The 12,020-nt window shown below is 41.4% G+C and carries 10 protein-coding genes; 5 read left to right on the top strand and 5 right to left on the bottom strand.

Going from position 1 to position 12,020, the window contains the following annotated elements:
* The first annotated feature begins 92 nt into the window (after positions 1-92).
* The 4 genes from V7K89_RS07600 (at position 93) to V7K89_RS07585 (ending at position 4,618) form a co-directional block, all read left to right on the top strand.
* Positions 93-1,625, top strand: coding sequence for an ABC-F family ATP-binding cassette domain-containing protein (locus V7K89_RS07600; RefSeq protein ID WP_335185830.1), 1,533 nt, complete (start codon positions 93-95; stop codon positions 1,623-1,625).
* 96 nt (positions 1,626-1,721) lie between these two features.
* A complete protein-coding gene (locus V7K89_RS07595) occupies positions 1,722-2,045 on the top strand; it encodes a DUF6825 family protein (protein ID WP_335185828.1) in 324 nt (107 codons plus the stop codon).
* 130 nt (positions 2,046-2,175) lie between these two features.
* Positions 2,176-3,861 carry an ABC1 kinase family protein gene (locus V7K89_RS07590; RefSeq protein ID WP_335185826.1) on the top strand — a complete coding sequence of 562 codons (1,686 nt, stop codon included), beginning with the start codon at positions 2,176-2,178 and terminating at the stop codon, positions 3,859-3,861.
* A 19-nt stretch (positions 3,862-3,880) separates the two neighbouring features.
* Positions 3,881-4,618 carry a Stp1/IreP family PP2C-type Ser/Thr phosphatase gene (locus tag V7K89_RS07585; protein WP_335185824.1) on the top strand — a complete coding sequence of 246 codons (738 nt, stop codon included), beginning with the start codon at positions 3,881-3,883 and terminating at the stop codon, positions 4,616-4,618.
* A gap of 88 nt (positions 4,619-4,706) precedes the next feature.
* Here the strand turns inward: V7K89_RS07585 and V7K89_RS07580 are convergent, their stop codons facing one another.
* Positions 4,707-4,865 (bottom strand): hypothetical protein, encoded by a 159-nt coding sequence (locus V7K89_RS07580; RefSeq protein WP_335185822.1) that lies wholly within the window; start codon positions 4,863-4,865, stop codon positions 4,707-4,709.
* Between the two features lie 665 nt (positions 4,866-5,530).
* On the opposite strand from V7K89_RS07580, the gene V7K89_RS07575 reads away from it, so the two are divergent.
* Positions 5,531-5,728, top strand: coding sequence for an NblA/ycf18 family protein (locus tag V7K89_RS07575; protein ID WP_041565841.1), 198 nt, complete (start codon positions 5,531-5,533; stop codon positions 5,726-5,728).
* A 454-nt stretch (positions 5,729-6,182) separates the two neighbouring features.
* Here V7K89_RS07575 and V7K89_RS07570 read toward each other — a convergent pair whose 3' ends face one another.
* From V7K89_RS07570 to V7K89_RS07555, 4 genes are all read right to left on the bottom strand, one after another.
* Entirely contained in the window at positions 6,183-7,736 is a 1,554-nt protein-coding gene (locus tag V7K89_RS07570) for a serine/threonine-protein kinase (RefSeq protein ID WP_335185820.1), read from the bottom strand.
* Between the two features lie 657 nt (positions 7,737-8,393).
* Positions 8,394-9,407 carry a glycosyltransferase family 2 protein gene (locus V7K89_RS07565; protein ID WP_335185818.1) on the bottom strand — a complete coding sequence of 338 codons (1,014 nt, stop codon included), beginning with the start codon at positions 9,405-9,407 and terminating at the stop codon, positions 8,394-8,396.
* Between the two features lie 468 nt (positions 9,408-9,875).
* Positions 9,876-10,322, bottom strand: coding sequence for a hypothetical protein (locus V7K89_RS07560; RefSeq protein ID WP_335185816.1), 447 nt, complete (start codon positions 10,320-10,322; stop codon positions 9,876-9,878).
* Positions 10,323-10,427: 105 nt separating this feature from the next.
* Positions 10,428-11,678, bottom strand: coding sequence for an anhydro-N-acetylmuramic acid kinase (locus tag V7K89_RS07555; RefSeq protein WP_335185814.1), 1,251 nt, complete (start codon positions 11,676-11,678; stop codon positions 10,428-10,430).
* Positions 11,679-12,020: the final 342 nt, after the last annotated feature.

The raw sequence follows: 12,020 nt of genomic DNA, 5'->3' as shown, positions 1-12,020 counted from the left end.
GAGAGTTCAACCTTTTGTACTTTTAATGACAAATGGTTGGGTTAGTTATATACGGGCTGGATACCGGGATTCACTAACCAACGAATCGCACTGTGAATATCGACGCAGGTGATCGCATTGCTTTAGTAGGTCGCAACGGAGTAGGAAAATCAATCCTTTTCAAGATACTTGTAGGTCAAATTAACCAATATCCAGGTTCAGTTTGGTGTAATTGTATTGTCTATTATTTGCCACAAATCAGCACTATCAGACAAGAGATTACAGCAAATACAGTACTTAATTTTTTGATTTCTATCTCTGAGGAATGGTGGCAGATTGAAGATATTTTGCAAACACAATTTAACACCAAAGTTGACTTATCTTTACCAATCGCTAACTTGAGTGGTGGAGAACTTACTAAATTGTTTATGGCGATCAGTTTAGCTCAAGAGCCAAACTTGTTATTGCTCGATGAGCTAACTAATCACATGGATTTGCAAGCATTAGAAAGCCTAAGACAGTTTCTTTTGAATTTCACAGGTGCGTATATAATTGTCTCTCACAAGCCTTTTTTCTTAGACCAAGTAACAGAAGTTACCTGGGAACTTACACCTGTTGGCTTGAAAATATATGGTGGTAATTTCTCGTACTATCGAGAACAGAAAGAAATAGAGTTAGAGGTAGCATTGCGATCGCACGAAGCCGCCAGAAAGGAACTTAAACGTACCCAAGCCACAGCTATACAAGAACAGCAACGCGCAGCCCAATCTAGTCGCAACGGTCGCGCCAAGTTTCTGAATGGTAGTATTGATAGAATGGCAGCAGGACTGATTAAAACCAAAGCTGAGGTGTCTACCGGAACTGCGAAAAAGAAACATGAAGCAGCAGTAGCAAAGGCTAATCAAAAAGTTGAAGAAACGAAAGTCAAAACTACGAAAGTAACGAGTATTCAACTAGAAGAAAAAAATCAAAAGCGCCGAAATCTAATTAATATCCAAGGTGCGAATCTTAAGATATCAGAGCGTCTATTGATTCAAAATATTCAACTGCATATATCATCTGGCGATCGCATAGCCATTATCGGCGCAAACGGTTCTGGTAAATCGAGTTTGGTAAAGGCAATTTTGGGAAGGGAAAACCAAGCAGCCATTTTAGAATCAGGTGAAGTTTTGCTTGCACCAGCGATGAAAACTGTATATCTCGATCAAACCTATGAATGGGTAAATCGTCAATACACAATTATGGAAAATATGCAAGCTACTAATCCCGATCTCAGCTATCAGCTTTTGCGTCAACAACTAGGACACTTTCTCTTTAAATATGATGATGTTCACAAAAACGCCTCTGTGCTGAGTGGAGGTGAATTGGCAAGATTAGCGATCGCTATGATCAGTATCTCAGAAATCGATCTACTGATTCTTGATGAGCCAACTAATAATTTGGATATTGAAACTGTTGAACAAATGGTAGTAGGTATTAATGATTACCAAGGAGCGCTTTGGGTAATTTCCCATGATATCGATTTACTCAGCCGGATTAATATTACCCAAGGTTTCAAGTTGAGGGAACAAACTTTGCAAATGACAACTTATTTACCGAGTACACCAGAGCAATATTATCGAGAGTTACTGGAATGCCATAAATAAAGTGATCGCCTCATGTAAATTTCTAGCTCAACAACAGAAGCCGCAAAGCATACAGGCAAGTTATAATTCTCTTGCGGATCAACGTAACAAAAATTTATGAGTAACCCCCTTGTGCAAGCCTTTTTCGTAGGCAGAGCAGTAGCTGAAGTAGTTAATGAGCGTTTAGAGGTCGCCTTGACCGATGCTTTGAGCGATTTGGGCAAATTTGATGCAGAAGCTAGAGAGCAGTTGCGCCAGTTTACAGAAGAAGTCCTAGAACGGGCACGGGCAGCAGAAACTGCTAATGCTGGTCAATCTACCGCAAGTACTGGGCAAGCCAGTTCTGATTCCGGTGACTTGCAAGCAGAGATTGATGAATTACGAGCCGAAATTGCCCTGCTACGAACAGAATTGCAACATTATCGTAGAACTTCTGCATAAATTTTAGTCATTAGTCATTGGTCAAAAATTATGTACAAATGACAAATGACACTTAAAAAAGAATAGTTTAGGAATCAGAGTGTCTTTTCTTCCAAGTGATTCGGTCGCAAACCAACGGTAAACAAAGTATATGGAACAAGGTTATTCAGAGAAGGCATACCGTTGGAATCGGGAAAATTACTCTAGCAAACGGCGTTTTGTGGACATTTGGTCTTTTGTCTTGACCTTATTGTTCAAACTTTGGTTATACAACAAATCTTGGAGTTATCCAGGTGGTGTGACTGATGTCAAGCAAGCTGGAAGACGCAAAACCCAAGCGGTTTGGATTCGCAATACTCTACTGGATTTAGGGCCAACCTTCATCAAAGTTGGGCAACTGTTTTCTACCCGTGCTGATATATTCCCTGGTGAATATGTAGAAGAACTAGCCAAGTTACAAGACAAAGTACCCGCATTTAGTTATGAGCAAGTAGAAGCGATCGTTGAGAAAGAACTAGGCAAGAAAATTCCTGAACTCTTCGATAATTTTGAACCTATTCCCTTAGCTGCTGCTAGCTTGGGGCAAGTACACAAAGCTGTGCTACATACCGGGGAATCGGTTGTTGTCAAGGTGCAACGTCCAGGACTAAAGAAATTATTTGAAATAGATTTACAGATTCTCAAAGGAATTACCCGCTACTTTCAAAGCCATCCCAAATGGGGACGAGGGCGAGATTGGTTGGGTATTTACGAAGAATGTTGTCGCATTCTTTGGGAAGAAATTGATTATCTTAACGAAGGTCGTAACGCCGATACTTTTCGCCGAAACTTTCGCGGCTACGATTGGGTGAACGTCCCCAGAATATACTGGCGTTACACTACTTCCAGAGTGCTGACTTTAGAATATCTCCCTGGAATTAAAATTAGCCAATACGAAGCTTTAGAGGCAGCAGGTTTAGATCGAAAGGCGATCGCGCGTCAAGGCGCTCAAGCCTACTTACTACAATTACTCAATAGTGGCTTTTTCCACGCCGATCCTCACCCAGGCAATATAGCCGTTGGTGCAAATGGTGCTTTAATATTCTATGATTTCGGCATGATGGGGCGGATTAAGTCTAACATCCGCGAAGGATTGATGGAAACACTTTTTGGCATTGCTCAAAAAGATGGCGATCGCGTTGTGCAGTCTCTCATCGCTTTAGGTGCGATCGCCCCAACTGATGACATGGGCCCAGTGCGGCGTTCCGTCCAGTATATGCTGGATCATTTTATGGATAAGCCCTTTGAAAACCAATCAGTTGCAGCAATCAGTGACGACCTTTACGAAATAGCTTATAATCAGCCATTTAGATTTCCAGCAACTTTCACTTTCGTGATGCGAGCCTTTTCTACTCTAGAAGGGGTAGGGAAAGGCTTAGATCCAGAGTTTAACTTTATGGAAGTTGCCCAACCATATGCAATGCAGCTTATAACCGATATGAATGGTTCTGAGGGGAATAGCTTTCTTAACGAATTAAGTCGCCAAGCAGCTCAGGTAAGTAGTACCGCCTTTAGTCTGCCACGTAGATTAGAAGATACACTGGAGAAGCTAGAGCAAGGAGATATGCGCTTGCGCGTTCGGTCTATAGAAACCGAACGCCTGCTGCGGCGACAAAGCAGTATTCAGCTGTCAATAAGTTATGCTCTGTTAATCAGCGGTTTCACGCTTTCAGCTACTATTTTAGTGGTTAAGGATTATCTATGGTTGGCACTGCTGCCTGGTTTAATTGCAGTAGCGCTTTCAGCGATTCTGATCCGATTACTTTTACGCCTCGACCGTTACGATCGTATGTATTAATTGTTGTAAAAAAAAATTTATGAAACTCAATTTCACGGGTTTTAGCGATCCGGGACTTATTCGTTCTAATAATCAGGATGCTTACTATATCGACCCAGAAGGGCGATTTTTCGTTGTTGCGGATGGCATGGGTGGTCATGCTGGAGGTGAGGAGGCAAGTAGAATTGCTACTGGAGAAATTCAGGCGTATTTGGTAGCAAATTGGGAAACCTCTAAGTCTTCTCAAGAATTGCTAGAGCAAGCTTTGTGGGGTGCCAATGAAGCGATTTTACAGGATCAGCAAAATCATCCCGAACGCGCTGACATGGGGACAACGGTTGTAGCAGTGATTTTTCGCTCTCCAGAGTCGCCTTGGTGCGCTCATGTTGGCGATTCGCGGCTGTATCGCTTCCGAGAGTCACACTTAGAACAGGTAACGGAAGACCACACTTGGGTAGCACGAGCAATCAAAATCGGTGACATCACCTTAGATGAAGCACGATTACATCCTTTTCGTCATGTATTATCGCGTTGTTTGGGGCGTGAAGATTTGCATCAAATTGATGTGCAACCACTAGATGTAAAAGTTGGCGATCGCTTGCTGTTATGTAGTGATGGTCTTACAGAAGAACTTGTCGAGCAGAAGATTGCTAACTGCCTCAAAGATAGTCCTTGGCTTGATAAAGCCGCCATCTCTCTTGTTGAGGCTGCCAAAGAGCATGGAGGGCACGATAATATCACAGTTGTTATCGTCTCACTCGAAGAAAATAGTCATTAGTCGATGCTTAGAAGTTTAAACAAATGACATAGACGCGCCAGCGGTGAAGCAGCGCGGTCTTGGGGGTTTCCCCCATGAGCGACTGCTGTTAGCGTAGCGTTAGCGAGGTACGAGCGTCACCCGAAGGGCTTCCCGCAGGATAGGACAAAGCGCAAAGTCGAGCCAGTCGCACAGGAAGGGTTTCCCGACTTAGACGAACTGGCTTTGAGCGGAGGTTTCCTCCGTTGGCGCAGCCCGTCGCAGGCATCAGACGGCAGTTCCTTTAAGCGGGGGAACCCGCCAACAGACTGCCTCAACTTTGTAAGAGAGGACAAAGGACAAATCTGGTAAATATACTCAGTAATTTGTTCAGCGTGAGCATTTTTCCTTTTTACAATTTGATACAAATATTTTTAGCCTCTAAAATCACTTAAAGAGGCTAAATTTGTATAAATTGGTAAATTGACATCTTGCACGTAATAAGGTAAAGCGACTATAATTCACGCTTATTACCATTAATTCCCCAACCTCCTTAAAATCTCCGCCCTCCGAAGCTTCCTCCACACCTGGGGAGACAGCATCTTAGGCTTTTTAAACACAAAGACTAAGATGGGTTTTGCATAGCAGATATTCTCTTTAAAGAAGATTTGTGCAAAGTAGGAAGGAATTAGGGAGGTAGTTATACTTATCTAAGACCAAATAGAGCTTATTTTCCGGAATATGGTTCAGCTGACTTGGGTGGTATATCAGTAGGATTAGGTGCAAGATATCAGAGCAGAAAAGTCCACACTTTGGATGTGGGCAATCTGTCAAACAATTGTTATCTTTCGTAATACGGAGGAACAAATGTTGGACAGATATGAGTCCAAATATTATCCCATTTGGACTTCTGTGAGCGATATCACCTTTACGTTTGTTTTTTCGGAGTAAATTATGAATCAACCAATGAAACTATCCTTGGAACAGCAATTTAGCATCTGCTCATTTGCTACTCAGGTGCAAAATATGAGCCACGATCAAGCTAAAGATTTTTTAGTCAAGCTCTATGAGCAGATGGTCGTGCGCGAGGCAACCTATCAAGAGCTTCTTAAGCACCAGTGGGGCTTAGATTCAGGTTCCACTATGGCATAGAGTCTTCTAATGTCGCAGTGGGCGACCTCCTTCTCTTGCTTGGTTCCAAGAAGGAAAAGAGCTGGGGATGTCGGGGCGTCAACTTCGATAAATAATTCCACAAGACGGCACAAAAGTTCAATTCACGAAATTAACGAAGAATGAGTAAACATTGTCTACTGCATACTTACTAAAGTCCAGACTAACTTTAGTATTGCAACTTAAATACGTTGTTTGCTTTAGCCAAACTTTTTGTTGTTTCATCTAGTGTAAGAATCACACCTGCATCTGATAATCCACTGGAATATTTGCACAGGAAGATTCAGAGACAATTTGGATACCACTACTTTAGTAGCTAGTAATTTCACTCTTTTTACATATAACTAGAACTTACATCTTTATATATATTTTGTTTATAAAAATTTACATTCTTTGAGTGACCACCCATAAAACACGTAATATTAAGAAATTATGTTTAGCTGGAAAGATCGTACGGAGAATCTGTATCAATACTTTCCAGTTTTGTTATAATTTGAGGCTTAATCTTTTCGTACTCCTTTTTGAGCAAACTTTTACTAGTTTGCGGGTCGGCAGAGGACATCAACGTATTGCTCATTGCGACCCACTCTTGCAGTCGTTGGCGCTGTGCAGAAGCGACGCTGGAAAGTAAGATGTGGGTACAGCGATTTGGTGCTTCTCGTGCAAAGAATAAGAGGCGGTAGTAACCAGTGTGCTGTAGTAACCGGGCAATTTCTTGACCAAGGCTGGTTTTGAGATCGAGGTAATAAGGCAACCATTTAGCGCCATGCTTGCGATTGTAGATGACAGTAATCCATAGCAGCATGGGATGAGGGATAGAGATGAACAGAAATTGGTTATAGCGGGTACAGAGTAAGCGTTTTTGAATTTCCTCTTGCGGTAGCATCACCCACAAAGCTGGTAAAACCTCCCCATTGGTATGAATGGGCTGGGGAAACACAATATCGGCAATTGGTTTATTTTGGGGCCAGGAAATGGCACGAGCGATTTCATCATTTGACCAAGATACCCGCAAATCGGCTTTGGTCTTTTGTTCAAGCTCAGTGTTAGCTGTAGTAGTGGGAACTAGGGCATAGTCGGCTTGCTGAACTTTGCGTGTATGCTCAGGCTTTTCTAAAGATGCTAAAACTCTAAGGATTTCATTAATACTTTGGGGGCGATCGCGTGCTACTTTAGCTAGACAACTCATCACTAAATTTTCGATTTCTTTTGGTAGTTCTAATCCCGGAGCAACCTCAGCAAAAGAACGTGGTTTTTGATAGTGATGTGTTTTATACCACGCACCAAAAGAGTGAGTTGGTGCCACCAGTGGCATTTTGCCTGTGAGCATCTCAAACATCATGACGCCCAAACTATAAATATCAGCACGGTTGTCTAATTCCTTACCCTCCATCTGTTCAGGAGAAGAATAAGCCAACGTCCCCAAATAAAATTTTGTATGGTCGCCATCTGACTGTAATAACTTAGCAATACCAAAATCTAGAACCTTGACCAATTCTCCAAAACTGGGATCTTGAATCACCAGCATATTGCTTGGCTTAACATCACGATGGATAATTGGGCAAATAGTGCCATCAACCGGGATGCCATCATGGGCGCACTGTAACCCCAGGCTGAGTTGACGCGCCATACTAAGGAATCTTGGTAAAGGTAATCGTTGCTTGCGAATAATATTGTTCAGGCTTTGTCCTTGTAAGTATTCCATGACGTAGAAGGGGATGTTATTGTCATCTACGCCATAGTCCATAACTCGGACAATATGTATACTTTTTTGCCCTAGTAAAGCACAGGTTTTTGCTTCTCTCTCAAAGCGGTCTTGCAATCGCATCTTTTCATTTTGGATTGATAGAGCTAGAAACTTAACCGCAACAGGTACACCTCCCAACAATGTATCTTTAGCACGATAAACCCGACCCATTGCTCCAGTACCGATTAACTCTTGGAGTTGGTAGCGTTTGCTGAGTAAGCGACCAATGTTGGGGTCTGACATAGAAAATTCGACTCTAAAAGCAGGTTGTAAGTGTTTAAGAGGACAAGTGCATTCAAACTGATATCTGATTATTGCGCCTAGAAATGACTTTTTATGCTTTTACTGCAAGACAGAAATGGAAGTCAAAAAGCAAAAAGCTTATAAGCTAGGCTTTTGTGTGATTTCCAATAGTTGGTTTATTTACGTGGTGCTGTACTAGCTTTTTCAGTCCTCTTTTAGAAAATTGAAACCACGTCTGACCGTTTGCAATCAAGACGGTTATCGCAACTGATGCAACATACCAAATCAAACAAGCATAAAGAGTAGATTTATAATGACGCTTTATACCATTTTGCACTTTAATTGTGGTGTAGTTTTAGTTTGCCCAATTTTGACTAATGCGCTATCACTCTTGGTGTCTCGCCAACTCTTGGAGAAGTTGCTTTGTGTAGGGAGAAGACGGCATTAGTTTGGCAACATGAGACTTTAGCTACCTTTGCAGGTTAACAAACCTTTAAATTGGCATTCTTCCACGGAGATAGACTTGAGTTTGTGTAATAGCGAATTATACTCGTCCAATACTTTTAAAACATTTTATGATTACCTAATAATATTTTTAACCTTCAAGCTGATTATTACTATGTAAAGATGTATTATTTATTGACAAACCTGTGGAGCTTAAGAGGTAGTTTTTCGTTTTATCTGTTGGTTAGGATATATATCAAAACTTGATTTATTATTCATCACATAGTATTGAATTCGACGCTCAACAATCCCATGAAATCGGGACATAAATTCATAAATAAAGCCCGGATTTTTCCTGATTTCTGTGAATGCTGTTAACAAATTTCCTTGCTTTATAGGTTCTACAACTTGAAGGTAAGCTAAATTTTTCTTATAGACTGCAAGATTATAAGATAGAGCACGCATTAAAGGGGAATTTTTTTTTACAACCTCTTGTTGCATGAAATAATTCGTAGCTTTGCAGTATTGAGTTAGACGTGGTAGTTGGCTTTGATATACAAGAGAACCAGGGCGTGAACGGTAGAAATAATAGGGTTTTGGTTCAATAAAAAACCGAGATCCTTTGATTAGGCATTTCATATCAAGCCAAAAATCTTGACCCATTCTGATATCTTCATCGTACTCAATGCCGTGTTTAACCAGAAATTCTCGTTTGAATAAAGGCTTGCTTAAACCAAGATGCAACCCTGGTTGTCCATAAACATCAGTTTCTACAAAATAAACAATATCAATTTGGATCATTTTATCTATAGAGACTCCACTTTCTTGAATCAATGTACTCCAAGGAGATGTTTCACCATCTTTGATAAGATAAACATCATCAGCAATCATGTCTGCATTTATTTCATTTGCCAAAGATACAAGCTTTTCTAATCTTTCGGGAGCATACCAATCATCTGAATCAAGTACAGCAATCCATTCTCCTTGGGCTGCTCTGAAGGCGCGATTACGTGCAGCCGCTGCTCCCAGATTTTGCTGATTAACTATCACTTTCAGACGTTGATCGATGAAACTTTTAGCGACTTCTACAGTTTTATCACTTGAGCCATCATCAACCATGATGACTTCAATGTCAGTGAGTGTTTGCTTTAAGGCTGACTCTATTGCCTTCCCAATATAAGTTTCAGTATTGTAAGCAGGGATAATAACGGAGACTTTAGGATTCACGAAACTGAACTCCTGATTACACGGTTAGGTAAAATACTAAAATTCTGACGATGATAATTTGATTGTTTCTTTTTTACTATACAACTCATAGCAATTGAAAAAATGATTGCTACAGATGTAGGTTAAGTTTAGGGACAAAACCCAACACCTAAAAGTGTTGTATTTGCTGGATTTCACTTGTTTAACTAACCTACTTACTGGTCTGTCAAATTCATTTTGGCGGTTAGAGAGACGCGATAAATCGCCGTCTCTACAGGAAATCTATCCATCAATTATTTATTGACAGACTACTACGCATCTGTTTCATTATTTTCTGGAATTGGTATCAGTAGATCGGTGAGAATAAACGATAAGTGGTCAAAGTTGGCTGGGAGATGTTAGGCGTTGGTAAACCAGTGCGTCGCCAAAGTTTTTTGAACGGCGGTTTTTGGCTTAGAAAAACAGCAAAGCAGTTTGACAGCGCTGCTTTTAAGCTGACTGACGCTCTAGACTAGCTTCCATTGTGCTAGTTAAAAAATGACCAGCTAAAATACCACTACTAAGATAATATGTATCTTGCGAAATCCGGTGTAGGGTTTCAAAGCCACTACGACGCTGACGATCGCCTATTACCCAATAACGCTGTACGATAGTATCCAGACCAATCCAGCCTTCGCCTTCAACTTGCCCCAAAATATTATGTTGTAGTAAAAAAGTATACTGACGCTCTCCATCATGCAGCCGCCCCTTGTATTGCAGAGAGATTTCGGAGCGATCGCTACCTGGGAATATCAGTTTTGTGGCCATAGTGAACCAGTTATCTCGATTCCAAGCTACCAAGGTCATACCCTTAACGCTAATTGGCATACCATTGCGTTCCAGCCAATTTCCTTCCATTGCCCAGCGTCCTGGTTCCAATAAAAAAGTATGAGCCACCTTTTATTCCCTATCTTGCTCGAGTGCCGCCAAGACTATAGTTATAGCAGTGCTAAGTTGCGAGTGAGAATGAAGAAATTTTTTATCTTGTTTCTTGTTCTTGACTCAGGACTGACCTTGGTGAATTTCTCCCAAAAGTACTTCTTGAGGTGCACCTGTAGCAGTGGGTAGGTTGCCAGGAATACCCAAATGTCGCCAGTAAGCTAAAACTGCAAAAGCGATCGCTTCTTTAAAATCTGCACTCAAGCCGACTTCATCTGTAGTCCAGACTGGTATTGATCCCAACAAGAACTGCAATCTTTGTTTCAAATATATATTGCGACTACCACCACCACATAATAGTACCCGTTGTGGCATTTCTGGCAAAAAAGTGCGGTAACTATGAAAAATTGAAGCAGCTGTAAGTTCTGTGAGAGTTGCCAGAATGTCAGCAGGATTGAGTTGGTATGCTTGAGCATCTTTTAAACACTGATGTAGGTAAGTCACGCCAAATAACTCGCGTCCTGTCGATTTTGGTGGCGGTAGATGAAAGTAGTCTTGGTTGAGCCATTGTTCTACCAATGGATTGCAAGGAGTACCACTTGCTGCCCAATTGCCATCTTCATCGTAAGTTTTAGCACCAGCGCTTAAATGCTCCACCGCTAGATCCAACAGACTATTTCCTGGCCCAGTATCCCAAGCGCGAATTTTTGAGAGCCAGTCTCCATGCCGAGGCGGAATATAAGCAACATTGCCAATACCACCAATGTTTTGAATACAACGTCCCTCCTGGGGATGACTGAGTAAATAAGCATCCACTCTGGGCACGAGAGGCGCACCATGACCACCTATAGCAATATCAGCAACGCGGAAGTTGCTCACAGTTGCAATGTTCGTAAGATGGGCAATTAATGCACCGCGTCCCAATTGAAGACTGTAACCTAAGGAAGTACCCTGTGCTGTTAGCGAATAGCTAGGGTTTAACCCGTGGGTAGTGAGCATTTCTCTCCCCCTGCTTCCCTGCTCCCCTGCTCCTCCTTTAGGTGGTCGATGATAAACTGTCTGACCGTGGGAGCCAATGAGAGTAGCTGGTTGATGACCAATTTGAATATTCTGGGCAGCTTGGGCAAAAACTTGGGCGATCGCATCATCTATTTCTGCTAATTCTGCCATTGAGATAGCAACGCCTGCACCAACTGCTAATATTCTTTCTCTGAGTTCGGCTGGATAAGGATATGTTGCCCCGGCTAGCAACTCAACTTTGAGATCCAATTCTATGCCGGAAATGTCTACCAACGCAGCGTCTATTCCATCTACAGATGTGCCACTAATTAAACCGATAACGCGAGTAGGGACAGCTTCTTCAGTTGGATGCATAGATTCAAGATTCTTTTGTTGCAAGAGGTAGTCTAATTCATGTTACTACCCATGTCAAAAAAACTTAGGTGGGATAGTTAACTGGAGAAAGACGAGTAGACAGAGCAAGGAAAGAATGTCAAAACGAATGGTAATGAACATGAATATATTTCTATTTATCAGTAAACAGAGAATCATCAAACAGTTTTGTCCGTTGTCTTTATTAGTCCTTAATCAGTACAACATCCGAAAATACAAATTCTTAATATATACGAAAGTACTTTACAACTTCTTTATCTGAAGATAAAGAACAGATATTCTATCCCCTGTTTCGGCAAGTGAAACTACTTATTTCTGTTCGAT

This window comes from Nostoc sp., from assembly GCF_036917515.1.
Taxonomy (GTDB): Bacteria; Cyanobacteriota; Cyanobacteriia; order Cyanobacteriales; family Nostocaceae; genus Nostoc.
Note: the sequence above shows the minus strand (reverse complement) of the source record. Positions and strands in the feature narration are given on the sequence as shown.